The sequence below is a fragment of the Nannocystis pusilla genome (genome assembly GCF_020073745.1).
In the GTDB taxonomy this organism is placed as follows: domain Bacteria; phylum Myxococcota_A; class Polyangia; order Nannocystales; family Nannocystaceae; genus Nannocystis; species Nannocystis radixulma.
The window spans coordinates 68,446-94,679 of sequence record NZ_JAIRAU010000020.1 but is presented as its reverse complement, the minus strand read 5'-3'; the positions used below and the strand labels follow the sequence as shown (position 1 = coordinate 94,679).

The 26,234-nt window shown below is 71.3% G+C and carries 17 protein-coding genes; 2 read left to right on the top strand and 15 right to left on the bottom strand.

All coding sequences use genetic code 11. From position 1 onward, the window contains the following. Positions 1–179: 179 nt before the first annotated feature. The 10 genes from K7C98_RS16535 to K7C98_RS16490 all read right to left on the bottom strand — a co-directional run bounded on the left by K7C98_RS16535 (position 180) and on the right by K7C98_RS16490 (position 13,153). A complete protein-coding gene (locus K7C98_RS16535) occupies positions 180–983 on the bottom strand; it encodes a hypothetical protein (protein WP_224192640.1) in 804 nt (267 codons plus the stop codon). Positions 984–1,242: 259 nt separating this feature from the next. Further along, positions 1,243–1,698 carry a putative ABC transporter permease gene (locus K7C98_RS16530; RefSeq protein ID WP_224192639.1) on the bottom strand — a complete coding sequence of 152 codons (456 nt, stop codon included), beginning with the start codon at positions 1,696–1,698 and terminating at the stop codon, positions 1,243–1,245. Further along, a complete protein-coding gene (locus K7C98_RS16525) occupies positions 1,698–3,371 on the bottom strand; it encodes a CAP domain-containing protein (protein WP_224192638.1) in 1,674 nt (557 codons plus the stop codon). Before K7C98_RS16525 ends, K7C98_RS16530 begins: the two co-directional genes overlap by 1 nt. Positions 3,372–3,429: 58 nt before the next feature. After that, positions 3,430–4,683, bottom strand: coding sequence for a carbohydrate-binding family 9-like protein (locus K7C98_RS16520; RefSeq protein ID WP_224192637.1), 1,254 nt, complete (start codon positions 4,681–4,683; stop codon positions 3,430–3,432). A gap of 239 nt (positions 4,684–4,922) precedes the next feature. Then, positions 4,923–5,447: a hypothetical protein gene (locus K7C98_RS16515; protein WP_224192660.1), complete on the bottom strand. Its 525-nt coding sequence runs from the start codon at positions 5,445–5,447 to the stop codon at positions 4,923–4,925. A gap of 81 nt (positions 5,448–5,528) precedes the next feature. After that, positions 5,529–8,525 (bottom strand): DUF5682 family protein, encoded by a 2,997-nt coding sequence (locus tag K7C98_RS16510; protein ID WP_224192636.1) that lies wholly within the window; start codon positions 8,523–8,525, stop codon positions 5,529–5,531. Between the two features lie 10 nt (positions 8,526–8,535). Next, positions 8,536–9,687, bottom strand: a complete 1,152-nt coding sequence (locus K7C98_RS16505; RefSeq protein ID WP_346660291.1) for an ATP-binding protein — start codon at positions 9,685–9,687, stop codon at positions 8,536–8,538. 95 nt (positions 9,688–9,782) lie between these two features. Continuing rightward, a complete protein-coding gene (locus K7C98_RS16500) occupies positions 9,783–11,285 on the bottom strand; it encodes a vWA domain-containing protein (RefSeq protein ID WP_224192634.1) in 1,503 nt (500 codons plus the stop codon). Between the two features lie 3 nt (positions 11,286–11,288). Further along, the gene (locus K7C98_RS16495; protein ID WP_224192633.1) at positions 11,289–12,698 is read right to left on the bottom strand and encodes a hypothetical protein; all 1,410 of its coding nucleotides are present in this window, start codon (positions 12,696–12,698) and stop codon (positions 11,289–11,291) included. Next, positions 12,698–13,153, bottom strand: a complete 456-nt coding sequence (locus K7C98_RS16490) for a hypothetical protein (RefSeq protein ID WP_224192632.1) — start codon at positions 13,151–13,153, stop codon at positions 12,698–12,700. Before K7C98_RS16490 ends, K7C98_RS16495 begins: the two co-directional genes overlap by 1 nt. 317 nt (positions 13,154–13,470) lie before the next feature. Between K7C98_RS16490 and K7C98_RS16485 the strand changes: the two genes are divergently transcribed. Continuing rightward, positions 13,471–14,811, top strand: coding sequence for a PQQ-binding-like beta-propeller repeat protein (locus K7C98_RS16485; protein ID WP_224192631.1), 1,341 nt, complete (start codon positions 13,471–13,473; stop codon positions 14,809–14,811). A gap of 560 nt (positions 14,812–15,371) precedes the next feature. Here K7C98_RS16485 and K7C98_RS16480 read toward each other — a convergent pair. Then, entirely contained in the window at positions 15,372–16,133 is a 762-nt protein-coding gene (locus K7C98_RS16480; protein ID WP_224192630.1) for a hypothetical protein, read from the bottom strand. 90 nt (positions 16,134–16,223) lie between these two features. Here K7C98_RS16480 and lnt point away from each other — a divergent pair, with 90 nt between their 5' ends. Further along, positions 16,224–17,816: an apolipoprotein N-acyltransferase gene (gene lnt, locus K7C98_RS16475; protein ID WP_224192629.1), complete on the top strand. Its 1,593-nt coding sequence runs from the start codon at positions 16,224–16,226 to the stop codon at positions 17,814–17,816. Here lnt and K7C98_RS16470 read toward each other — a convergent pair. The 4 genes from K7C98_RS16470 to K7C98_RS16455 all read right to left on the bottom strand — a co-directional run bounded on the left by K7C98_RS16470 (position 17,788) and on the right by K7C98_RS16455 (position 26,233). Beyond that, positions 17,788–18,246: an NUDIX domain-containing protein gene (locus tag K7C98_RS16470; RefSeq protein ID WP_224192628.1), complete on the bottom strand. Its 459-nt coding sequence runs from the start codon at positions 18,244–18,246 to the stop codon at positions 17,788–17,790. The genes lnt and K7C98_RS16470 overlap by 29 nt on opposite strands. A gap of 77 nt (positions 18,247–18,323) precedes the next feature. Continuing rightward, positions 18,324–19,412 (bottom strand): alpha/beta hydrolase, encoded by a 1,089-nt coding sequence (locus tag K7C98_RS16465; RefSeq protein WP_224192627.1) that lies wholly within the window; start codon positions 19,410–19,412, stop codon positions 18,324–18,326. Between the two features lie 34 nt (positions 19,413–19,446). Next, positions 19,447–22,614 (bottom strand): efflux RND transporter permease subunit, encoded by a 3,168-nt coding sequence (locus tag K7C98_RS16460; RefSeq protein WP_224192626.1) that lies wholly within the window; start codon positions 22,612–22,614, stop codon positions 19,447–19,449. Continuing rightward, entirely contained in the window at positions 22,607–26,233 is a 3,627-nt protein-coding gene (locus K7C98_RS16455) for an efflux RND transporter permease subunit (RefSeq protein WP_224192625.1), read from the bottom strand. Before K7C98_RS16455 ends, K7C98_RS16460 begins: the two co-directional genes overlap by 8 nt. Position 26,234: the final 1 nt, after the last annotated feature.

The following is a 26,234-nucleotide window of genomic DNA, read 5'->3' as shown; positions in this document are numbered from 1 at the left end:
GCCAGAGACGAGCCGTCGTCGTATTCACCACAATTCCTGCTGCCTTCTCCTCATCGCCGAGTCCGTCAATGAATGTCCGCAGAGATTTCTGCCGCCCGCGTGCCTGGCCGCGCGAGCCGGGCGGCGCGAAGCGGCGCCTGTGCGCCGCTCCGCATCTCCGCCCGCGAGTGCGCCCTCGATCAACCGGCGACCCGCTCGAGCCACGTCGATGTCATTTGGAGCATGTCCTCCACGCCATCCGCCACGAACAGGCGCGGCTGCAGGTCCGCGGGCGAGTAGTCGGTCGCTGCGATCGCATCGAGGTCGAACGCGCGGTGCTCCGTGTGCAGCACCCCGCGCTCGATCTCCTCCACGGAAGAAAGCAGCCCTGCGCCGAGCGCTCGCACCTCGCCGTCTTCGCGCACCAGGCCGAACTCGAGCGTGAACCAGTACACGCGTTCGATCGCCGTCATCGTCGCCTCGTCCGCTCGCAGGGCCGCGCGGCCGAACTGGCGGTTGAGCTCGGCCACGCGGGGGTCTGCGAGCGTCGCCGCGTGGCCGACCAGCTCGTGGATCACGTCGGGTTCGGGCGTGTACCACGGCCGGCTCGCGTGGCGGATGTACTGCGTCGACAGGAACGTATCCGCCGCGAGCGCCGCCAGGAAATCGCGCGCGGTGATGAGACCTGCCACCGGGCGCAGACGGAACCCCGAGGCTGTGCGCAGGCGCGACGAGACCGTCGCCAGCTGCGGGATGTGGCTCGTCGACAGCGGGAACCGCTCGAGCATCGCTTGCACCTCGCGGGCGGCGAAGCGGCGGTGGAGCGGCGTCAGGGCCGTCTTCACCGTGCGCCACACCGCGTGCTCGGCGGCCGTGTAGGGCGCCTCGGGGATCGGCCCGTCGCCGGCGTAGGTCTCGGCGATCTGGGCGATCTGGTCGCGACGGGCGCGGTACGAGCGGTCGTGGAAGCCGGGGTGGTCGGGATCGAGTTCGACGATGAACATGACGGGCCTGCTGGGGTTTGGGGGGACTCCCGCGGCAGGCCACGTCGTACGACGAAGGGGCCTGCCCTCCGCGGGCGGCCCCTCGTTGACGCGACGAGGTGCTACGCCCGCGCGCCGGAATAGCGATAACCACCGGTGAAGGCGGCATCGATTCGGGCCGTGCGGGCGAGGCTCACGGGCTCAGCATGCCGCGCACCAGCGGCCCCGTCAATCGGCGCCTGCGCCGCCGGGACCTCGGCCACAATCGCCGCGTCTCGCGTCAATTCAGGCCGCGCAGCGCGTCGTGGAGGCGCTCCATGACCAGCCCGAACGCGAACCACACCGGCGCATAATCGAGCCGTACCAGCCCGTGGACGTGCCAGCGGGCGTAGCTGTAGTCCCACGGGCAGCGCCCGCCTGCGGCGCGCAGCAGCCGGCCGGCCGCGTACTCGACGGCGAAGATGGCGAGCGTCCAGATCGTCCCGCGGAGCGGCCACGGCCACGCGCGGATCCATTCGTGACATGGCTCGAAGGCCAGACCGCCCAATCCGTACAGCGGGAACATCCACAGGTACGTGTGACCGGCCAGCTTCCACCGCTCGGGCGGCGTCATTCGCACGCGCACGCGGGGGTCGAGCGGGTCCTTGCGTGTACCCGAGACCAGCTCGTACCCGGCCGTCCACACGATCTCCGCCGCCCAGCCGAGCACCCCGTAGAGGAAGAACCGCAGCAGCATCAGCGCGCTCCGACGGCGATGATGACGATCAGCGCCCCAGCGTCCTTGCCCTTGGTGATCTTCGCCACCCCGACGCCGACGGCCCCGCCGACCGGCTCGGACCACAGCTTCACCCCGTCGAGCGACGCGAAGCTCGGGGCGATGACGCGGTGCGTCTCCACGCGGGCGAACTTGTGGCCCTCGAGCATCGCGTCGTACTGCTTCGTCGCGCGCCCCTCGTTGCCGCCGGCGATGCCCTCGGCGAACGCCTGCGCCGCCTCCGACAGCCCGCGGTGCCAGCCGATCGGCGCCAGCCCCTTCTGCGAGCGCAGCCCGTCGACGCGGTCGCGCAGCGCCTTCGGCATGTCGCTCGCGGGCGCGTCGGCGCCGACCTTCGAGTAGTAGTTCTGGGTCAGCAAGATCGGCCGCGGCGCGTCCTTGGCCTCGGTCTCCGGCGGGGCGATGACCACGCCGATGCCGACGTGCGTCACATCGGTCGCCAGGATGTTGACCCGGTGCCCCGGGCTCTGCATCAGCCCCTGGTGGATGGACCATGGCCCGTAGCCGCGGCCCACGTTCTCGCGCGCCACCGCCGACTTCACGCCCGCGCGGGCGAAGCGGTCGTCGACGTCGCCGGTGGTGGGCGACGTGTGTCCGACGAACCCGCTGCGCAGCATGTCCTCGCTGTGCGCCTGCGCGATCGCGGCCGCCTGGTTGTCCCACTGCAGCAGCGGCAGGCCTTGGCGCGCGCGCGTGTCGTTGAGCGCCGCGAAGTTGGCCCGTGCCACCTCGGCCGCGTCGACGCTCGCGTCCAGCCGCTCGACCTCGATCCGCAGCGCCCCCGGCGGATCCTCGCCGCAGTACAGCGGGAAGTTGGCCACGACCTCCGGCCCATATGTCCCTTCGGCCAGCACCTCGACCTGATAGGCCCCGCGCCCGCGCTCGCACGAGAGCGTGCCGACGAACTCGCCGCGCGACACCTTGGCCGGGATCGGCGTCCACCGGCCCTGCGGGTCGAACACCTCGAACGACGGGTTCTTCCGCTTGCCGAGCAGGCGCCCGCGGATCTCCGCCCGCCCGCCGGCCGCCAGCGTCTTCGCCATCGGCTCGATCGCCGCCCCGCGCTCCGTCAGCGCCACCACCAGGCGGATCGTCCCGTCGGCCAGCGTCACTACACCTGCCCCGAAGTACACCCCGCCCGCGCGCGCCTGCTCGCGCATCGACTCGCGCGCCGCCTTCGCCAGCATCGCGATCGCCTCGCGGCAGCTCGCGCTCACCTGCTCGCCGCACGGCGCTCCGTCGGGCGGCAGCTCGGAGATCGCCAGCCGCGGCGGCGGGTCGAACAGGCCGACCCACGACGTGATCCCCGTGATCAGCGCCCCCGGCACATTGCTCCGGTCGGGCGCCGTGCGGGCCAGCTCGCGGGCCGCCCGCGACAGCCCCGGGTCGTGCCGCAGCCCCGCGCCGGACATCGCCTCGACCAGCGCCGTCTCGGCCGCGACCAGCGTCTGCTGCACCGGCGTGCCGTAGCGCGGCGCCGGGGCGGTCGACAGCCGCACGTCCTTGACCTCGACGGAGATCCCGCGCACCCGCGGGGCCGTGGTGGCGCCGTCGGCCAGCACGCCGCCGGCCCCGCCGCCCCCGCCGCCGGGCCCGCCGCCGGGCGAGCCCGCGCATCCAGTCCCCGAGATCATGCTCAAAAGGACAAGTCCGAACATACATGTCTTAAAGTTCAGCATCGTCCCTCTCGCGTCACAGCAGCCGCAGCACCGCGGCGTTGTCCCAGGCGTGGAAGTCGGGCGCGCGGGTCGGGCTCAGCGACAGGCCGATCGGCCGCTTGCGACCCGCCCGCTCGAGGCGGAACGCGTTGACCCGCAGCTGCATTCCCGCGCGCGGCGGGCACACGACCTCGGTCTCGGCGCACAGCTCGTCCCACGGGATCGCCACCTCGACGACGAAGCCGCGGTCGCGGTCGCGCGCCGCGTCGACGGTGCCCTCGGCGCGCACCGCCGTCTGCCAGCGCGAGTCCCACGCCTCGTCGCCGGCGCGGTAGCGCGGGAACCGGGCGTCGAACGTCACCCCGCGGGCCGACACCTGATACTCGAGATAACGCCGGCCCTCGTTGGTGGCCGCGACGAACAGCTCGAACGCCTCCTGCTTGTACAGCGGGTCGTCCTGCTGCGTGTACTCGGTCCACAGGTCGTCGTCGGGCACGTCGGCGGCCGCGTAGAGGTACGCGTCGTCCCACGCGAACGCGACCCGCGTCCCGAACTCCGGCGCCAGCGCGCCGAGTGAGCCCGCCTGCGGCTGCGCCGTCGCCGTCGGGTCGGGCTCGCCGTCGAGCGACAGCGTCAGCGCCGCCCCGGCTTGCTCGGTCCACGCCGGCTCGTCGAGCACCCCGTCGACCACGATCGATCCGGCGCGCACCGCTGCGACCTGCATTGGCCCCGCCGCCACGCGCACCGCCCCGAGGATCGCCACCCCGTCGGCGCGCCGCGGCCCCGCGATCGCCACGTCGCCGACCAGCTCCGCCACGATCACCGCGTGGCTCGCGTGCCACGGCGACGCCAGCGTCAGCGCGGCCTCGCCGGCCTCGATCGGCCCGGCGAGCTCGACCCAGCGGTCGCGCGGATCGTCGACCTGCCCGCGCGGCACGCTCGTCTGTCCCCGCGCCTCCTGCAGCCCTGCGATCTGCGGCGCGCGCAGACCGATCCGCAGCCGCATTCCTGCGCCGATCCCCGCGGCCGGGAAGCGCACCGTGATCGCCTCGCCCGCGCGCGGGTCGGCCGGCGTGATCTGCCGCGAGCCGATCGTCGCCCCGCTCGCGAACGTCACGTCGCCGTCGAACCGCTGCCCGCCCTGCGGGTCGGCGAAGTCGCCCGCGCGGAGGGTCGGCTCGACCGGCGGCTCGGCCCGCTCCGCCGGCCCGCGCGGGTCGCCGCCGCAGCTCGACGCCGCGACGAGATGTCCGCAAAGACAGCTCGCAGCGAGGCCGGCCCGGCGCATTGCGGGCTCACGAGACCACACCGGGTCCGCCTTGGCAAGGCGGCCGCAGCAGGCCTTGTACGGCCCCACGCACCCCGCGCGTCCGCCGCAGAAATCACCACACGACCCTGGCGCGACCCGCGAACCGGCTCGGTCCGGACGTGCTTGGCGGACCCGAGCTCCGCCGCTCTCCGAATACCTGTCCGAAGAGACAGGCTATATCCTCCGATTAACATGTCCCGACGGACATGCATCCTGGCTCAATGCAACAGCGAGATGTGGTACTCGCCCGTCGCAATGACGTAGTGACCGGCCACGCCGTCGGCGAGGCGATGCTTCAGACTGAGCCCTGGCCAGTCGCAGTAGTCGCTGCGCCGCAGCGGGTACGCGTTGGGGTAGCCGAGCCAGGCCGCGACCTCCAGGCAGTCCATGTCCTCGGGGACATGTCCGCGAACACCGACGCAGCGCCCGTCGCGGAGCTGCAGGTGCACCCCGTCGTCGGCCGGTGTGGTCGCCCAGCCGGTCTTGGCGACGCGCAGCGCCCCGAACTGCGCCTCGATCTCGACGCGGGTGCGCCCGAGCACCTGCGCGGGCACGAGCCTCCGCGCCTCCGCCTCCGCTGCGACGGCGGTCTCCGGGACCTGCGGATCCGACCCCGCCGCGGCCGCAGCCTCCGGCGCCTGAGACCGTTCCGGCGCCTCTGCGCCCGGCGCCGCGACCTCCTCCGGCAGCTCGACCGGCTGGCCCGCGTGCTCGGCCGCCGCCGAACCTGTCTTTTCCGCCATGTCCCGCGAGCTCGCGCAGCCGGCGAGTCCGACGATCAGCAACCGCGCGCCCAGACCTCGCACGGCCTCAGCGTGACACGCTCACGTGAGCGCCTGCAAGCGCGCCGCGAGGGCCTGCAGCGCCTCGGGGTGGGCCGCGAGCAATTGCGCGAGTGGCGTATCGGCAGCGCTCGCCACCGGCTCCGCGACCGGCTCCGCCTCGGCCTCCGCTGCGCTCGCCGTCGCGGCCTCCGGCGCGCCCGCCAGCGGCGTCCACGTCGGCGCCACGCCGAGCAGCCCCGCCAGCGCGTCGAGCGTCGCCGGCTCGGCGCGCAACAGCGTCGCCACCGCCAGCTCCACCGGCGAGCGCTCCACCGCCAGCGCCGCGGCCGGCTTCACCTCCGACCTGGCCTTTGGAGCAGGTGGAGGAGCCACCGGCACGCTGCGGTCCCACGCGAACTCCCACGCCTCGAGCTTGCCGAGCTCGCGCGGGAACGCCAGACCGGCCTCCTTGACCAGCGTCTGCATCACCCCCGAGCCGAGCGGTCGCAGCGTGACCACCAGCTTCGGCAGCCACGGCACCAGCACCTCGTCGGGCAGGGCCGCGAACGCGCGGCTGAGGAACTCGACCGCGAGCCGGGAGATCCGCGGCGTGAACTCGAGCGCGAGCAGGAAGCCCGCCATGTACTCGGGGAACGCCGGCAGCAGCCACTGGCTGTGGAGCAGGTGCTGGAAGTCGGCGCGGATCTCGTCCTCGCTGCGCTGGCCGAGGATCCACTGCGCCGCCCAGCGCAGCGCGATCTTCGGCGGATCGTCGGGCTCCGCCTGCGCCACCGCGATCAGCAGCTGGCTGCGCTCGCAGCCCATCGAGAACGCCAGCGCCTCCTGCGTGAAGATGAACGCCAGCATCGCCGCCAGCTGGCGCGGCGCCGTCCCGCGGTCGGTGAACGCCGTCGGTAGCAGCGTCGCGTAATGGCGATAGCCCGTGGACACGAAGTCCTTGATCCAGTCCGGCATCCCCAGCGTGCGGTAGTAGTGGACCAGCCCGCGCACGCGCTGGAAGATCTCCGGCGCGTCGTTGCCCCCGAGCTCCGCGCGCAGCAGCTCCGTCGCGCGCAGCCCCAGCTCGCGCGTGAGCCGGCCGCTGCGCAGGTACAGCACGCTGTCCTCGGCCGCCTCGAGCGCCTTCGCGGCCCGCGACGTCGCCTCGAACGCCTTGGCCTTGAGCCGCTTCTCGAGCACCTGCTCGATCGTCAGGCCCTCGTAGCCGAGCTGGATCAGCGAGCTCTGGTGCTTGCCGATCTCGATGTCCCACGACTCCTGCTTCGGCTTGTGGCCGAGCGTGCGCTCGCCCATGATCGGCCGCACGCCCGCGCCGAGGTAGCGCAGGCGCCACAGCAGATCGGACGCCGGCAGCAATTCGGGCCGGCCCTGGATGTCGAGCAGGGCTCGCTCGATACGGCTCGACTTCAGATTGACGCCGAGCACCGCCAGGCGGTCGTACACGTCCTGCGCCAGCGGCGGCAGCGACTCGTAGCCGACCCGGCCGAGGCGGTCGCCGCCGAGCAAGATCTGGCACAGCCGCCGCACGTCGCGCCGGCCGGGCACGCGATCTTTCTCGAGGCACGTCACGGCAGCGTCCTGGAAGTCGTACGGCGACGGGTGCGGTCGGTCGCGCAGCCGCGCCAGCAGCGTCGCCGTGTGCAGGATCGCTATCGTGTCGGCGGTCGACGATGTGTAGCCGTTCTTGCGCGCCAGCCGGACGATCTCGACGCACCAGCGCATCAGCTGCTCGTCGTCGGCCGCGACGAAGGTCGGCGGTCGCGTCAGGAAGTCGCGCAGCCCCGCACCACTCACCGCCGCCGGCACCACGTCGACCGGCGCGCTCGCGGCGGCTGGCGCCGCCGCCTTCTTGCGCACCGTCGGCTTGTTCTCCGACTCTTTCTTCTCGGCTTCTATTTTAAACGGCTTGAGGTCGAGCGCCTGCAGCCCCTTGTCCCACATTGACTGCGCGATCGAGATCTCGCCGGCGGGCAAGCTGAACTGCCGCTCGATCGCCGCGTAGCTCGAGGGCACCACGCCGTAGAACCACTGCGTCGGCGTCTTCGCCGGCACCGTCCAGGCGGTGCCCTTCGAGCCGAACTCGGGGATCGGCGAGACCGCGTGGATCGCCCCGCACACGTACATCGCCTCGCGCGGGTCGATCGCGTGCGCCTTCATGTGCTCGCGGATCCGCGTCCACATGTAGCGCTCGCGCTCGCAGTCCGCGACGCGGTCCTTCTCGGTGATCCCGATCCGTCGCAGCAACGAGCCGACCAGGAAGAACACCTGGCGGTAGGTCCCGTAGTCGCAGGCCAGCGTCGGCCCCTCGACGTATTGCGTCCACCACTCGCTGTAGTGGCGCACCTTCGCGTTGCGCAGCAGCACGTCGAGGAAATCGCCGAACGTCGGCTGCATCGCCCCGATCTGCAGCCCGACAGCGCCGCCGTGCAGGTTGCCGGTGTTGCCTGCGCTCTCGCCCTCGCCCGCCTCGGCCTCGGCCTCCTCCGGCTCGGCGCCGCCGTCGTCGGCCTCGTCGTCCGAGCCCGGCGGAGGGCCGCCGCGCGGCATCCACTGGAACACGTGGTCGACCGAGCGGTCGACGAACACCAGCTTCGTGCCCGGGTTCTGCAGGCAATACGCGATCGCCTGGTACTCGGCGGAGAACTCGGTGAGCGGCAGCACCACGTTGAGCGGCGTCCAGTCGACCGGGAACGCCGGGGCCTCGGGCGCGTACGCCTGCAGCGCGACCGGGAAGCGGCAGTGGTGCAGCCCGGCGAGCGAGGCATTGAGATCCTCGCAGCCCTCCATGTAGATCACCTTGGGCGCGCGCGCTCGCAGGCGTCGCAGCATGTGCAGGGCCGACGCCGGCGAGTGGTGCTTGACCGGGAACACCTCGACCGGCTCCGCGGTCGCGCGCTGCACGTCCTCGATCATCGCGCGCAGCAGCGCCCCGAGGTGCGCCGAGTCGCCGGCGAACGCCGCCGCCGCCGCTTCGAGCTGCGTGCGGAGGGCCTGCAGCGCCGGGTCGAGGAGGGCTGGGTCGAGGATCGAGGTCACGCGGTACCGCCTACTTGAACGACGTCAGCGCCTGCTTGCCGCCGGCGACGAAGGCCTCCCACTCGGGCGACTTGTCACTTTTCGGCGCCGCGGACGTGGCCGCCTCCTCGCCCTTCTTGCGCTTCTTCACGCCCTCGGTCTCGGTCGCGCTGGCGTGCCAGAACTTGTTGAGGATCGACACGTCCTCGGGCACGCGGCGGACCAGCGTGCCGACCAGCGACCGGGCCAGCGTGCCCGGCTGCAGCGCCTTGTCGCCGAAGAAGTTGCTGTGCAGCAGCGCGTCCTCCAGCACGCCGATCTGCTCCGCCGTCGACAGCGACGACTCGAGCCGCTGGTCCTCCGACGCCGTGTTGGCGGTCGCCTCGCGCAGGTCGGCGAACGTCTGCAGCAGGATGTCGAGCATCGTCGGCGGCACGTCGACCGAGATCGTGTGGCGGGCCATCAGCTCGCGCGTCCGGAACAGCACGATCTCCTTCTCCGACTTCTTGTTGGTGACGATCGGGATCGTGACGAAGTTGAAGCGCCGCTTGAGCGCCGTCGACAGCTCGTTGACCCCGCGGTCGCGGCTGTTGGCGGTGGCGATCATGTTGAAGCCCGGCTTGGCGTAGACCACGCTCTCGTCGCCGCGCAGCTCGGGGATGGTGATGTACTTCTCCGACAGGATCGAGATCAGCGCGTCCTGCACGTCGGAGCCGCAGCGGGTCAGCTCCTCGAAGCGACCCATCTCGCCGCGCTGCATCGCCGTCATGATCGGCGACGGGATCATCGACTCGCGCGACTGCCCGCCCGCGATCACCATCGCCACGTTCCACGAGTACTTGATGTGGTCCTCGGTGGTGCCGGCCGTGCCCTGGACCACGTGCGTCGAGTTGCCCGAGGTCGCCGCCGCCAGCAGCTCCGCCAGCCAGCTCTTGCCGGTGCCCGGGTCGCCGATGAGCAGCAGGCCGCGGTCCGACGCCAGCGTCACGATCGCGCGCTCGACCAGCGACGCGTCGCCGAAGAACTTCTGCGCGATCGGCCGGTCGAAGCTGTCCCCCGGGCCAGCTCCGAGGATGAACGTGCGGATCATCCGCGGCGACAGCCGCCACGCGAACGGCCGCGGGTCCTTGTCGACGCTCGCCAGGTACGCCAGCTCGGCCGCGTACTTCTCCTCGGCCGGCATGCGCAGCTTGGTCTCGCTGGACGCGGCGGCGGTCGCGGGCGCGGGCGCGGCGGATTCAATGTTCGCGGGGGTAGAGATCTTCTTCGCCATGGCGACTACATCACCTTTTTGATCTGCTCGATCAGCTTCTTGGGGCTGCCGCTGAGGACCGGCGCGCCGATCGCCTTGAACTTCGCGCTGTACTCGGGGTTGACCGAGAAATACCCGGTCGTGTGCAGCGACCCGACCGGGATCAAGTGACAGCCCGACTCCTTCCACTGGCGCAGCACCGAGAAGAAGTCGCTCCAGTCGTAGAAGTCGGAGATCACGACCACCGCGGTGTTCTGCGGCGAATCGATGCACGGCGCCGCCAGGTCGAGCGCCAGCCGCATGTCGTTGCCGCCGCCGAGCTTGGTCCGCAGCAGCGTCTCGACCGGGTCGTGCACGTACGGCGTCAGGTCGATGACGCGGGTGTCGAACGCGAACAGGTGGACGATCACCTTCGGCAGCGCGGCGAAGATCGAGGCCAGGATCGTCGTCTGCACCATCGCCGACGTCATCGAGCCCGACTGGTCGACGATGATGATGAGCTTCGTCGGCAGGCTCTTCTTGCCGGTGCGGCGGAAGAACAGCCGGTCGACGTACAGCCGGCGCTCCTTCGGGTCCCAGTTGGTCAGGTTCTTCCAGACCGTCCGCTTCATGTCGAGGTTGCGGAAGATCCGCCGCGGCGGCACCCGGTTGTCGTGCACCCGCGACGTCACCTGGCGCATCTGCAGCTTCAGCACCTTCGACAATTCGTCGACGTAGCGGGCGATCAGCCGCTTCGCGTTCTGCAGCGCCGGCCCGCTGAGGTTGCCCTTGTCCCACAGGATCTGCTCGAGCAGCGCCATCGACGGCGCCAGCCGCTCGCACAGCACGGGGTCCTTCAGGACCTCGCGCAGATCCATGCGGTGGATCATGTCGGCCTCGAGCGTCGCCAGCCCGGCCTTGAGCTCCTCGTCGCCGATCGGCGGCCGCGTCGCCTCGCCGCCCCCGCCCGACGGCGGCCCCGAGCCGTGCCCACCGCTGCGACCGCTCTGCCGCAGCGAACCCGGCGGCAAGCCGAGCGCGCCCTCGAGCCACTCGACGTCGCGGGCCCACGCCCCGTACTGCTGCGCCGTCACCGAGCCCTGCGTGTTGGGCCCGAACGCGTTCAGCAGCAGCTTCGAGACCACCAGCGCCCGCTGCACCGTCCCCTTCAGATCGGTCGGCGCCTCCGCCCGCTGCGACGCCTCGCCCTCGGGCCCGGACGATTCGCCCTCAGGCCCGGAGGGCCGTGCAGCAGAGCCCTCAGGCCCGGAGGGCCGTGGAGAAAAGCCCTCAGGCCCGGAGGGCCGTGGAGAAAAGCCGGGCAGCGGCCGCGAGAACTCGGGCTTCAGCTTCGGGAAGCGATGCACGAGCACGTCGACCGTCACCTTGGGGTCGAGCAATTCGGAGGGCAGGTCGCTCGTCTGCGCCAGCTCGCGCGCCAGCGTCTCGAGGTTCGGCGCCGCGTCGCCCTGCTCGAACAGGGCCGACATCAACCGCCAGTAGAGCCCCTGACGGGCCCGCTGCATCAGCTCCGTGTCGCCGGCGGTCATACGTCAGCTCTTCTTGCGCAGCAGCTTGCCGGCGCGCTCCTTGAGGGTCGCCAGGTTGCCGCCCCTGGCCTTCGCGCGCGCCGACTGCAGGCTCGTGCCGACCATCCGCGGCTTGCCCTTGTCGATCATCACCGGCTGCAGCGACCAGCGCCCGCCGTCGAACCGCAGCAGCGCCACCAGCCCCTTGCTGCCCGCGAGCTCGGCGAGCGGCAGATCGTCGCTGACGGGCACGCGCTCGGACGCCAGCGGGAACGGCGAGCCTCCGAGCGACACCTCGCGCGGCTCCTTGCCTGTCGCCGCGTAGGCCTCGGCCGGCAACCACACCAGCTCTTCGATGACCGCCGGGTGCCGGTCCTCGGGCCGCGCGCTCGGCCGCAGCGCCGTCGGTGTCGTCAACACCGCGGCTGCCTCTTCGGCCAGCTTCAACTTCGCCGGCAGCACCTCCGCGCGCGACTCCTGCCATACCAGGTCGCCGGTCGCGTGCAGCAGCATGCCCGCGATCTTCAGCCCCTGCCCGCCCGCGATCGCCTCGAGCAGCTTGCCGCCGACCTCGTTGAGCAGCCCCGCGAGGTCCTCGCCCTGCAGCACGTCGACCTTGAACGCCGACACGCTGGTCCGCACCACCCGCGGCGGCTTGCCCGGCTCGTGCAGCGCGCCGAAGGCGACCAGGCACACCACGTGATCGTGCTGCCGCAGGTCGGTGGCGAACACCCGCAGCTCGCCCTTGACCTCGCGCGTGGCCACCGGCGCCGGCGGGGCCAGCGACAGCACCATCGAGCGCGCCCACAAGTCGACCCACCGCAGCCGCGGCACCTCCGGCTTGCCGTGCGCCGGGAACACCGTCAGGAGCTCGTCGAGGAAGCCGCTCAGCAGCGCCGCGTGCCGCACCAGCGCCGGCTCGGCCATGATCGCGTCGAGCGTGGCCTGGAACGGCAGCAGCGCCCCGACTTCGAGGTTGGCGAAGCCGGCGATCGCCAGCTCCATCAACCACTGGCGCACGCTCTCGAGCAGCACCGCCGCCCGCGGCGGGGCCTCCTGCGCCGGCGCGGCCGCGAACACCTCGAGCTCCGGCCGCGGCCGCGACAGCGCCGCGCAGGCCTGGGCCACCAGCGCGTCGTGCATCGCCCCGTGCGCCGCCGCCCGCGCGGCCGCGATCACGGCGAAGTGCCGGTCGACGAACTCGGAGCGCCCGAGCCCGGCGATCGCCGCCTGCAGCGGCTCGGCCAGCGGCGTGCCGGCGAAGCTGCTCGCCAGCGACGCCAGCGTCTGCAAGTTGGCGCTCGACAACCTGCCGAACCCGGACTCGAACACCTCGTCGAGCTGCGCCAGCAGCCCGGCGGTGTGCGTCACCGGCTCGGGAACACTCTTCAGATCGAGCAGGCCCGGAGGGCCGTGAAGTGGGTGCAACGGCATCAGCGCACGAACCAGGCCATGTCGGGCAGCGGCACGCCGGTCGGCGCCACGCTGACGTATTGCAGATAGGTGAGGAAGCGGCTGAACACCATTCCGGCCTCGACCTTGTGCGGCCCGCCCTTGATGTGGCGGAGCAGTTCGCCGCCCGACTTCACCTTGTCGGGCTCGGCCTGCAGGCCCAAATACGCGATCACCCGCGCCGCCCCGTACTGCAGCACCCCCTCGTTGAGGAGCTCCACCAGGTGCTTGCACGGCGAGCCCCGCAGGCCGCCGCACGGGCGATTGTTGTTCGTACTACAATAGAAGTTGCCGCTCCCCGCCTCGAAGTACGAGACGTACACCCGATCCTGGTCGGACCCGCTCGAGACCACCCCTTGCAGGCGACCGGCGTACAGCTCGACGAACGGGACTTTCTGGACCTTGCGCGCACGCGGCAGCACGCGGGGGCGAATCACGGAGCGGGGGGACGCAGCAGACACGCGAGCGGACCATACAACGATCACCACGCGCACCGCAACGCCGACGATCGCTCGCTCCTCTCGAGGTTCGACTCGCCGCCATTTCACCGTCATTGATGGGTCGCGAGGACGCGGCAAAACAGCGGCTCCAATCCGCGCGATCGCGAATCGACGCATCGCGCGATCTCCGCGCGTTTCTGCGCCGGACCTCCGACGATCGGGCCCGGGTGTGATCGACCCGTCCTCCCGCGTTTGCGCATCGCAGGCCCGGCGTCATCACTCGGAGTGAGCCCGCGCCTGCGCGGCCCGTCGCCATGCTCGCCCGCCTCGCCTCCGCTCGCCCCTCGTCGCCGTGGCTGCCCCTGCTCGCTTCCCTGTTCCTTGACGCATGTACCGATCGACATGTCGCATCGGACAGTGAGGACGGCGCGAGCGACACCGGCGCCCCCGACGACGCGACCACGAGCGCCCCCGACGTCCCGCCGTCGACCACGAGCGCGCCGCAGCCGATCCCCCCGAGCGAAGAAGAGGATACGGCGACCACCGCGGCTCCGGACGACCCGTGCGGCGACGGCGAGCTCGATCGCGGCGAGGGCTGCGACGACGGCAATCGCGAGCCGGACGACGGCTGTCTGCCCGACTGCACCACGGGCCGCGGCACCCCCTCCCTCCCCGTCTGGGTCGGCGAAGCCTGGACCGTCAATCTCGCCGTCCTCGACGGCGCGCTGGCGGGCGCCGGCGCCGACGCGCTGGTGCTCGCCGGGAACCCGTGGCTCGAGCTGGTCCCCCTCGCGCCCGAGGGACCCACCGCGTGGACCTACACCGACGGACCGCTGCGACCGCGCATGGCCGTGGCCGTCGCGAGCGACGGCGACATCGTCAGCACCGGCTTCGACGTGGCCGCGACGAGGCACATCTGGCTCGCTCGCCACACAGCCACAGGCGAGATGCTGTGGACCCAGGACTACCCCGCTCTCGGCTTCGCCCCGCAGCAGGTCCTGCTCGCGCCGGGCGGCGACATCGTCGTGTTCGAGGCGCACAACGGGATCCACGTGTTCGACCGCGACGGCGCGCTCCGCTGGTCGCACGTTGCCCCGCCGGGTTCGCCCTCGGACATCGGCTACGAGCACGCCGCGATCGCGGCCGACGGCACGCTCCACGTCGTCGGCACCACGCCCGCCGCCCTGATCGTCGACGCCCTCGATCCGCAAGGCGCGCTGCTGTGGCGCCGCGAGCTCGCGTCGCCGCGTCGGCTCGCGTCGCCCCGAGCGGTCGAGACGCCGTCCGGCGGCCTCCTCGTCGTCATGAGCCAGAAGATGCCCGGCACGCCCGCCCCGTTCGAGATCGCCGCCCTGGCCCAGTTCGACGCCGCGGGGACGCTGCAGTGGTGGCGCGACGACGAGCTGACGTGGGCGAAGGACCTGTTCGCGGTCGACGTCGTGGCCATGCCGGCCGGCGGAGCCTTCGTCGCCTGGCAACACAGCACGGACTTCGACTTCAAGTACGCCGTCGGCCGCTACGACCCCACGGGCGCGCGTCTCTACCTCCACGGCACGCAGGAGGTCGTGCTCGACCTGGCCGCGGGGCCAGACGGCCAGGTCTACAGCCTCGAGCTCGTCAACGGCACCGCCAGGGTCATCCCATACCTGCCTTGATCGACATGCTCAATAGGACATGCTATCCTGGGCATGCTCCGAACGACATGTCCGAAGCGACCGGCACGCGGGCGACCAAATAGGCGGAGCCCCAGAGTGTAGCCTACTCTGGGGCCCCTGGGGTCCGCGGGACTGGGTGCGGCAGCACTTGCGCCCGCGGGGTCGGATTTCGTCGCTCACGGCATTTTCCAGCCCTTAGATCTGAAGACCCGCGTCTTGACGTTGGACCACCGGCACATACGATTGGCGTGCCAGGCCGGAATCTAACCGGCATCTCGAGTCGGGGTGTGGCTGGGCGTCGAGAGAGCGGCGTCCGACCTGCTTGAGTTTGGGAGAGAAGTTGAGCTTGAGCGCCGCGGAGACCGCCCTCCTACGAGGGTGCGTCTACCCTTTCGCCACCCCGGCGCGAGGCGACCCGCGAGGGGTCGTGAATGTCGGGGGAAGGACTCGAACCTTCATGGCTCCGCGTTTGCGTGGTGAGCTTGAACTCCAGCTTGAGCTTGTCTCCCTGGTGGGAACTCGTGGCCTCCTTCGTGCGAATGGGGTCCGCGCGGCGGTGGTTACTTCTTCACCGGGCCCTCGGCCTGGACGCCCTCGAAGATGAAGTCGAGGATCCGCCGGCCGGCGGTGACCTCGACGGCCTCGATCGAATTGGCGCGCTCGCGGGCGAACTTGACCGCCTCCTCGAGCCTGGTGATCCGCTCGAGCAGCGCCTTCTTGCGCGGGCGGGGGATCGCCCCGCTGCGCTTGATCGTGGTCCAGTGACCGACGACCACGTCCTCGGTGATGAGCTGCGTCTGCGCCGGGTGGTGCTCCGTCGCGTGGTACAGCACGATCGGCCGCTGCTCCTTCTTGGTCTTCTGCGTCTGCACCGGGTCGCTCTGGTGCAGCCCCGTGCCGGCGTCGTACGACCAGCGCTCGGCCGGGTCGAGCTCGACCATCTTCTCGATGAAGGTCTGCAGGTCGTGCAGCTCCTTCTCGAGGAACAGCAGGAACGTCACCGGCACCTGCGGCAGGAACACCTTGCCGTCGACCACCACGTCGGCGCGCGCCTCGCAGTTCGACCAGTCCTTGGTGGCGACCGTGTCGAGCAGCGACACCAGCGCCCCCGTGATGTCCTTGATCGCGGCTTCGTAGGTCAACTGCACCACCTGCGAGTCGTCCGGGAACGTCTCGCCGTCCTCGCGCCGCGGCGTGAACTTCTTGTGGTGGCCCGTCATCAGCGACGGCTGCTGCGTCGACTTGTGCAGGCTGGTGATGAGCGTGTGGAGCTCCGTCCGGCGGCCCTTCTCGACCGCGAGGATGGCATTCAGCTTCGGCATGGCGCCTCCGAGGGTCACACAGGCTATCCGCCCGGCCCCGCCAGTCAAGGCGCGGTTGCACGCGGGCCGCGACGCGGTTAGATGTCGCCTGTGCCGACCCTCCGCGCGCCGACGCTCCGCCTGCTGGCCGCCGCCGGGAGCGGCGCCCTCCTGGCCGCCTCCTTCCCGCCGCGCGGCCTGCCCGAGCTGGCCTGGGTCGCGATCGCGCCGCTGTGGCTCGCCGCTCGCGACGCCCCGAGCTGGCGCGCGGCCGTGCGCCTCGGCCTGGTCGCCGGCGTCGTCATGGGCGCGATCGGCTACCCCTGGATGATCGACCTCCTCCACACCTTCGGCGAGCTCGACGTGTGGCTGTGCCTGCCCCTGTTCGCCGCGTTCGCCGCGTGGACCGCCGCGCCGCTGGCCGCGTGGGCCGCCCTCGTGTCCATGTGGACAGGTCCCTCAAGACATGCCCCTTGGGTCCTGTCCCTCGCGCTCCCCGGGCTGTGGTGGGCCTGGCCGGCCGTGTTCCCGTTCTCGCTGGCGATGGGCCTGGCCGGGCGCCCGGCGGCGATTCAGGCCGCCGAGCTCGGCGGCGTCGCGCTCGTCGAGGTGCTGATGCTGCTGTCCGGCGTCCTCCTGGCCGAGGCCTGGCGCACGCGCGGCCCGGCCCGGCTGCGGGCCTGCGCGCTGGCGCTGCTGATCCCGCTCGTCACCACGACGCTCGGGCGCTGGCGCATCGACGCGCTCGCCGGCGAGACCACCCGCACCGTCGCCGTCGGCCTCGTGCAGCCCAACATCCCGCTGCTGTGGTTCGACCGCCAGGCCAAGCTGGAGCGCCTGCGCGAGCCCTCGGCCCGCGCCGAGGCCGAGGGCGCGGCGCTCGTCGTGTGGCCGGAGAACATGTTCCCGTGGACCCTGAACCGCCCGTTCGAGCGCGACTTCAGCGACGACGACCGCGTGCTCCGGCGCCACGCGCTACCGACCCTGTTCGGGGCCGGCACCGCCGCCGACAGCGACCTCTACGGCTACAACTCGGTGCTCAACATGGCCGCCGACGGCCAGATCCTCGGCCGCTACGACAAGGTCTACCTCGTGCCGCTCGGCGAGGAGATCCCGCTCGTCGATCCGGCGTGGGCCAAGGGACTCGTGCCCGGCATGGCCCACAACTTCCGCGGCGACGGGCCGGCGCGCCTCGTCGTCGTCCCCGGCCCGGCCGGCAGCGACGCCGAGCCGATCGCCCTCGGCCCGCTCGTCTGCTACGAGGACGTGCTCGCCGGCTACGCCCGCGCCGTCGCGGCCCAGCCGGGCGGCATCGCGGCGTTCGTCAACCTCACCAACGACACCTGGTTCGGCCCCACCGCCGAGCCGTGGCAGCACCTCGCGCTGTCGCAGTTCCGCGCCGTCGAGCACCGGATCCCCGTGCTCCGCGCCGTCAACTCCGGCCCGAGCTCGCTCGTCGACCGCGCCGGCCGCGTCGTCGCCACCACGCCGCTGCGCGCCGCCAGCGTCGACGCCCCGGTCGCGCCCGAACACCTCGTGGTCGAGCTCGAGCTCGGCCGCGACACCGCCGCCGCCCCGACCGTGTTCGCCCGCGGCGGCTGGCTCTTCGTACATGTCTGTCAGGCCAGCCTCCTGGCGACGCTGCTCCTGCTGTGGCGCCGCCGCCTCACGAACCTCACCGCCACGGCGCGCCCTCGGGCGTGATCAGCGACAGCGGGTACGCCGGCAGCCCGCGCTCGACCGCCGCGAACAGCTCGTACACCTCCTTGCCGCGCAGCGGCAGCGCGCGCAGCTCGGCCAGCGTGACCCACCGGGCCTCGAGCGAGTGCTCGTCGGCGTGCGACTTCGGCGGCCGCGCGTCGACCGGCGCCGCCGTCAGGAACACCCGAACCCGCGTCATGTCGGCGTGGGCGGTGTGCTCGACCCGCAGCACGCCGGTCAGCTCGACCGGCACACCTGTCTCTTCGAGCACCTCGCGCACGGCCCCCTCGAACAGCGGCTCGCCCGGCTCGACGCGCCCGGCCGGCAGGTACCACAGCTGACCGTGCTTGGTCTCGCGAACGACCAGGAAGCGGTCCGCGCGGCGAACCACCACGAGCGCGAAGTAATACGAGGGGATCGGTTCACGGGCCATGTGCGATCGAGCCTACGACTCGGGACCGCCAGGCGCGATCTCGCCGCGATCCGCCGAACCGCCGGACGCCGGCACGTTCACAGCCCGCAGCCGGGATCGCCGTGGTCGCAGCAGACGCAGGCCGCCTCGTCCCTGCGGATCGCACAGCGACCGGTGTCGCGCGGCGATCCTTCCGGGTCGCCGACGGTGCGGCAGTGCAGGACGCAGTTCGTCGCGGTCAGCTTGCCGCGCTCGCAGGCGACCATCGCCGCGCCGTCGCAGTAGGCGTCGCTGGTCTCCGGCACGCAATCGGTGCCCGGCCCGAAGCCGCACGCCAGCTCCGCGTTGCCCTCCTTCGGCACCGCGGCCGGGTCGTAGGCGAAGTCGAAGCCCTGGTCGCGGCACAGCTCGTCGGCAGTGCGCAGCACCGGGCCCGCGCCGTCGACTCGCGGGTCCTCGCCGCGCCACGGCACCTTCGGCGTCATCAGGTGCCACAGCTCGGTCCACGTCTGCCAGTCGTGCCCGCCCGGGCGCGTGAACACGTGCTCGCGCGGCAGCAGCTGCCCCAGCATCATCCGCCCGCGGTCGCCGTCGTGGATCCCGTAGCCGAGGTAGATCGGCGGGTTCTGCGTCACGCTCGCCTGCTTGAGCCAGCGCCAGATCTCCTGGTCCCACTTGCCCGGCTCGGCCGGAGGCTGCCACGCCGCCACCCCGACCTTCTCGATCGCTCGCAGCGTGCGCCGGCGCCCGAGGTACGGCGCCAGCAACACCACCCCGTCGACCGCGCCGGGGTGCATCGACGTCGTCCACAGCGCCCCCATCCCGCCCATCGAGATGCCCACCAGCCACACGCGCGCGTACCCGGCCGCGCGAGCCGGCGCGACGATGTCCTCGTAGATCCGCGCCTCCGCCGTGCGGTCGGCGTAGTAGCCGGAGTGCGCGTCGGCCAGGACCACGTCGACCCCCGCCGCCTCGAGCAGCGCCACGAACCCGTGGTCGATGAAGCGCTGCGGCGCGTCGCCGTGGCCCTGCAGCAGGATCGCCACCGTGTCGCTGCGCTCGCCGGCGTGCGCGAGGATCTGCATCGCGCGCATCGGCCTCTGCGTCGCGCGGGGGAACGGGCAGGCCGTCAGCGCCGCGAGCGCGAGCGCGCCGAGGCCGGCGGCGATCCTGAGAACCTGGCTCATGAGACACCTCTCCGAGCCGGAAAATTATCACTGTTCAGCGCCTGCGCCACAGCACCCGCCGGGCCCACTCGTCGGCGGCGACCCGGAGGTCGTCGAAGTACGTGTAGGCCACCGGCACCACCACCAGCGTCAGCACCGTCGCGGTGGTCATACCCCCGACGAGCGTCTTGCCGAACGGCCCGTAGTCGAGGCCCTCGCCGTTGGGGGTCGTGAACGCGAGCGGGATCATGCCGCCCACGGTCGTCAGCGCGGTCATCAGGATCGGCCGGAACCGCTGCATGCCGGCCTGGACGATCGCCTCCTCGCGCGACAGGCCCGAGGCGCGCGCGCTGTTGATGAAGTCGACCAGGACGATCCCGTTGTTCACCACCACCCCGAGCAGCAGCAAGATCCCGATCACCGCCAGCGCGTCGATCGGCGAGCCGGTGATCATCAGGAACCACCACACGCCGATGAACGACAGCGGGATCGACGGAAGCACGCTCATCGGCAGGATGAAGCTCTCGAACAGGAAGCCCATCACCAGGAAGATGAACGCCGTCGACAGGATCATCGCCCCGACCATGTCGTTGCGCAGGTCGTCGCTCTCGCGCATCGCCTGGTCGGCGTCGAAGCTGATCCCGGCCGGCAGGCGGTAGCCGGCGATGAACTTGCGCAGCCGGTCCTCGGTCGCCAGGCGGTCCTCGGCGGCGAGCTCGAGCCGGATCAGCGCCGCGACCCGCTTGTCGTTGCGGACCAGCGCCTGGTCGCCCTTCTGCACCGTCATCTCGGTCAGCACCCGCACCGGCACCACCGAGTCCGGCTTCTTCTCGCTCGGGATCTTGAACTCGAGCAGCTCGCCGAGCTGCTCGCGGTCCTCCTTGCGGTAGCGGATCCGGACCTCGATCTCGCGGTCCTCCGTGGCGCTCTGGAACCGCGGCAGCACCTGCCCGCGGATCGCGTAGGCGATCGAGCTGGCGATGTTGCCGGCGGGGATCCCGAACCGCTCGGTCATCGTTCGGTCGACCGCCAGCGCCAGCTCGTCGCGCCGCACCGCGTCGGCCCCGCGGTTCGACACCCCGACCACCCCCGACTGCTGCAGCAGCGCCGCCTGCAGCGCCTCGCGGGCCTCCTGCACCGAGTGGTGGTCGTCGCCGTACAGCGTGACCATGAACGTGTTGTCCTGGCCGCCGTCGGCCCCGCCGAAGCGCGCCTCCTTCACCCAACCTGGCCGATTGGGCATCTTGTCGTAGACCTCCTGGCGCACCTCGTTGAACGGGCGCTCCCCGGGGGTCTGCGGCTCGAAGAACACCTGCACCTGGGCGAAGCTGCCGTCGAAGCCGATGTACTGCCCGGCGATCCGGTACTCGTCCTTGACCTCGGCGATCGACCTCTCGACGTCGAGGAAGAACGCCTCGGCCTCGGCCGTGGTCACGTCCGACGGCATCGAGTAGTTGGCCCAGAAGTTGCGCGTGCCCATGTTCTCGCCGCTCGAGAACTTGACGTGCTGCATCGGGATCGCGCAGGTCGCCACCAGCATCAGCAGCGACGGCACCACCACGTCGACGCGCCGGCGCAGGCTCGCGCGCAGGAGCGCCCCGTACCACGCGTTGACCCGCCCGAGCGTGGCCGTGTACGCGCGGCCCATCCACGCCTTCCACCAGGCGTCGACCGCCAGCACCGCGCGCCAGCGGCCGCCGCGGCGCAGCGGGTCGGCTGTCCCGAGGGCCAGGGCGCTGGTCATCGGCACCAGCACCAGCGCCACGAACAGGCTGGCCAGCAGCGACACGCACACCGGCGTGACCATGCGGATCATGAAGAACTGCGTCGGCCCCGAGCTGAGCAGCGCCGCCGGCGCGAACACGATCATCGTCGTCAGCGTCGCCAGCGTGATCGGCAGCGCCACCTCCGACGCCCCGTGCAGCGCCGCCGCGTACGGGCCCATCCCGCGCTCGCGGTAGCGGTCGATGTTCTCGGCCACCACCACCGAGTTGTCGACCACCAGGCCGACGCAGATCATCAGCCCGAGCAGCGAGATGATGTTGATCGACTGCCCGAGGAAGTACATCACCGGCAGCGACAGGAAGATCGACAGCGGGATCGAGGCCGCGATCAGCAGCGTCAGGCGGACCCGGCGCAGGAAGAACAGCAGCACCACGATCGCCAGCACCCCGCCCTGCAGGCCCGAGCTGGTCACCTGGTTGAGCGAGTAGCGGATCGCGTCGCCCTGGATGAAGAAGTCCTTGATCTCGAAGCCGGCCAGCGCCGGCTCGCGCGAGGCCGCAGCGACCGCCGCGCGGATCTTGTCGCACACCTCGACCGTGTTGGCCTGCGACTCCTTGAGCACGAACATCACCATCGACGGCCGCCCGTTGAAGCGGTCGATGCGGTCGCTCTCCGGGTAGTCGTAGACGACCTCGGCGATGTCCTTGAGCCGCAGGTTCTTCTGCCCGACGATCGTGTCCTCGAGCTGCTGGACCGTCTGGTAGGTCGCGAGCGAGCGGACCACGAAGCGCCCGTCGGGGTCGCGGATCTCCCCGCTGGCGAGGTTGAAGTTGGCCTGCGACAACTTCTGCGCCAGCGTGAAGATGTTGACCCCGGCCGCCTCGGCGAGCGGCCGGTTGAGCTCGATGCGGATCTCGCGATCCTCCTTGCCCCACAGGTTGACGAACGCGACCCCGTCGATGCGCTCGACCGCGCGGACCAGGTGCTTCTGCAGCTTGTCGCGCGGCAGCTCGACCGACTCGTCCCAGGTCACGCCGTAGAAGGCCACCGGGATGCCCGCGCCCGACTGCTTCTGGATCCGCACCCGCTGCACGTCGCTCGGCAGCTCCGGCCGCGCGCGCGCGACCCGGTCGCGGACCTCGCGGTAGGCGATGTCCATGTCCGTGTCGCCCTCGAACACCAGCGTCACGCTGGCCCGGTCGGCCCGCGACGTCGCGCTGATCTCCTCGAGCGCCGGCGTGGTCGCCAGCGACTGCTCGAGCGGCCGCGTGATCCGGTCCTCGACGTCCTGCGCCGTCGCGTTCGGGTACGGCACCTCGATCATCAGGAACGGCGGCGAGAAGCCCGACGGGATCAGCTCGATGGGGATCCCCACCAGCGCGACCACCCCGATCACCACCGCGCTGAGCAGCGCCATCAACATCGTCACCGGCCGCACCAGCGACAGGTGGACCATGCCGTTGTCGCGGACCATGGGCCGGTGGGACGGGTCAGTCATGCTTCGCGCCCTCGACCTCGGACGCCAGCTGCTCCGGCGTCACCGCCCGCACCTCCCGCAGCAGCGCCACCTCGCGCGACTCCGGCACGCCGCCGCCGAACAGGCGGTCGACCCCCGCGTAGATCGTCGGGATGACGACCAGCGTCAGCAGCGTCGAGAAGCTCAGGCCTGCGATCACGGTGATCGCCATCGGCGTGCGCAGCTCGGCGCCGTCGCCGAGCCCCAGCGCCATCGGCACCAGGCCGAGCACGGTCGTCAGCGTCGTCATGAGGATCGGCCGCAGCCGCACCTGCCCGGCCAGCGCCAGCGCCTCGTCGGTGCCGTGCCCGCGCTCCTTGAGCTGGCCGGTGTAGTCGACCAGCACGATCGCGTTGTTGACGACGATGCCCGCCAGCAAGATGAGCCCGAGGATCACCAGCACGCTGACCGGCACATCGAGCAGCAGCAGCGTCCAGACCACCCCGACCAGCGCCAGCGGGATCGAGATCAGGATGATCAGCGGGTACAGCAGGCTCTCGAACTGCGAGGCCATGATCACGTAGACGAGGAAGATCGACAGCCCGAGCGCCAGGTACAGCGAGCGCGACGAGGTCTCCCACTCCTCGCTCTGCCCGGTCACCGCCGTCGTCACCCCGGCCGGCAGGCTGAGCTTGGTCAGCTTCTCGTCGATCTCGCGCGCCGCGCTGCCGAGGCCCGAGCCGGCCAGGTTGGCCGTGACCAGACCGACCCGCTGTTGACCGATGCGACGGATCTCGTTGGGCCCGCGCCCGAGCGTGATCTCGGCGACCGCCGACAGCGGCACCGGCCGCAGCTGCCCGGGGTTGACCACCAGGTCCTCCAGCTCGCGCACCGTGGCGGTGTCGATGTCCTTCAGCCTCACCCGCACGGGGATCTTGCGGTCCTTGCGGTTGAACTTGGTGGCCTCGTAGCCCTGGACCTTGTTGCGCACCAGCTCGGCGACCGAACGGATGTCGAGGTTGAGGCGGGCCAGCGCGTCGCGGTTGTAGACGATCTGGACCTCCGGGCTGCCCGGCAGGATCGACGACTTGACGTCGCGCAGGTCGGCGATGCCCGCCAGCTCGTCGCGCACCTTGCCCGTCGCCTCGGCCAGCTCGTCCAGCTCGTAGCCGCGCACCTGGACCTCGATCGGCGTGGCGAACGAGAACAGCACCGGCCGCGTCACGTGCACGATCGCGTCCGGCACCCCCTGGAGCAGCGGCCGGATCACCGCCAGCGCCGCCTCCTCGGCCGCCGCCGGGTCGATCTTCTTCGCCGGCGGGGCCGGAGCCGCCTGCTCCTCGGGACCTGCCCCTTCAGACTCGCCCTTTTCGCCAGGTCCTTCAGGACCTGTCCCTTCAGACTCCTTCGGCGCCCCCGGCGCGGCCCGCTTCTCGCCGAGCGCCACGCGCAGGCGGGCGGTGTGCTCGCCGCGCTCGCCCGACTCGCTCGAGTCGCGCTGGCTGCCGATCGTGGTGATCAGCGTGCGCAGGTCGGGGATGCCGGCCAGCAGCTGGCGCTCGAGCGGCGCGGTGGTCTCGTTGGTGGCGAGCAGCGGCGTGCCGACCGGCAGGCTCATCTCGACCGTGAACTCGCCCTGGTGCAGCTCGGGGATCAGCTCGGTGTCGAGCCGCGGGGCCGCCCACAGCGTCGCCGCGCCGGACGCCAGGGTCAGCGCGTAGACGACGAAGCGGTTGCGCAGGCTCCAGCGGATCAGCACCGGGTAGCCCCGCTCGAGCAGGCGCAGCAGCCCGTCGAACAGCCACAGCACCGGGACCAGCGGCCAGCTGATCAGCCAGCCGAACAGCACCACGCCGCGCACCGCGACGAAGCTGAACAGCAGGAACAGCGCGGTGAAGAACTTGGCCAGCAGCTCGAACACGAAGTGGAGGACGAAGCGCAGCAGGCCGTAGACGATCGGCACCAGCGTGATCCACCACCAGCGCGGGCGGATCGCCCGCCGGAGGTCGCGCAGCGACTCCCAGCCGAGCCACAGGCGCCCGAGCGAGCGCCAGAACCCGACCTCGGGCGCCTGGTTGTTCGGCGGCCCGCCGACGAACGGGCGCGACGCCAGCATCGGGATCAGGAACAGCGCCACCGCCAGCGAGGCCAGCAGGCTGAACACCACCGTGAGGCCGAGGTCGCCGAACATCTGCCCGGCGATGCCCTCGACGAACACCATCGGGAAGAACACCGCCACGGTGGTGAGGGTCGACGAGACGACCGCGCTGCCGACCTCGGACACGCCGCGCACGGTCGCGCGGATGTAGTCGTCGCCCTCCTCCTTGCAGCGGTGGATCGACTCCAGCACCACGATCGAGTTGTCGACCAGCATGCCGATGCCGAGCGCCAGGCCGCCCAGGCTCATGATGTTGAGCGAGACCCCGGCGATGTTGAGCGGGGCGAAGGTGACGAGCACCGAGATCGGGATCGAGACGGCGACGATCAGCGTGGTCTTCACGTCGCGCAGGAACAGGAACAGGATGATGACCGCGAGGATGCCGCCCGACAGCGCGGTGCCGCGGACCTCGTCGATGCTCGACTCGATGAACTTCGAGCGGTCGGTGAGGATGTCGACCTCGGCCCCGTACTCCTTGAGGATCTTCGGCTGCACGCGGCTCTCGACCGCCGCGGTGACGCGCGCCGCCATGTCGACGATGTTGGCGTCGGCCTCCTTGTGCACCTCGATCTCGACCGCCTCGCGGCCGTCGACCCGGGTGATCACGTCGCGGTCCTTGAAGCCGCTGCGGACCTCGGCGAGGTCGCGCAGCTTGATGTCCTTGCCGTCGCGCGAGACGACCACCAGCTCGCGGATGTCGTCGAGGTCGCGGAACTCGTTGACCGTGCGCACCAGGTAGCGCGTCCGCCCGTCGCGCATGCTGCCGCCGGCGAGGTTGATGTTCTCCGCCTGCAGCCGCTTGATCACCGTGTCGATGTTGATGTTGGTGCGGCGCAGCTGGTCCTCGTCGAGCCGGACCTCGATCTCCTCCTCGAGGCCGCCCTTGACCTTGACCGCGGCGACGCCCTCGAGCGGCTCGAGCAGGCGGCGGATGTCGCGGTCGGCGATCCGCCGCAGGTACTTGAGCCCGGACGTGCCGGCGAACGCGTCGTCCTCGGTCGCGCCGCTCGGAGAGTGGATCGACAGCGTCAGCACCGGGTCGAGCGTCGGGTCGTAGCGCAGCAGCAGCGGCTGCTTGATCTCGGTCGGCAGCGTCGGCTTGATCGCGTCGATCTTCTCGAGGACGTCCTGGTTCGCCTCGTCCATGTCGGTGTCCCAGGCGAACTCGAGGATCACGTCGCTGTAGCCGCCGCGCGACACCGAGTCGATGCGCGTCAGCCCCGTGACCACCCCCAGGATCTCCTCCATGGGCCGAGAAACATTGTTCTCGACCTCTGCCGGGGCCGCGCCGGGGTACTCGGTGCGGACCGTCAGGCGCGGATAACTGATGTCGGGCATCAGGTTCAGCGGCAGCAGTCGGATGCTGAACGCGCCGAACACCACCACCGCGAGGAACACCATCAACACCGCGACCGGCCGCGTGACCGTGAAGCGGTAGCGCTCCATCTCGCGGGCTCGGGCCGCCAACTGGAGGTCGCCGGACTCCGGACGAACGGGCTCCACG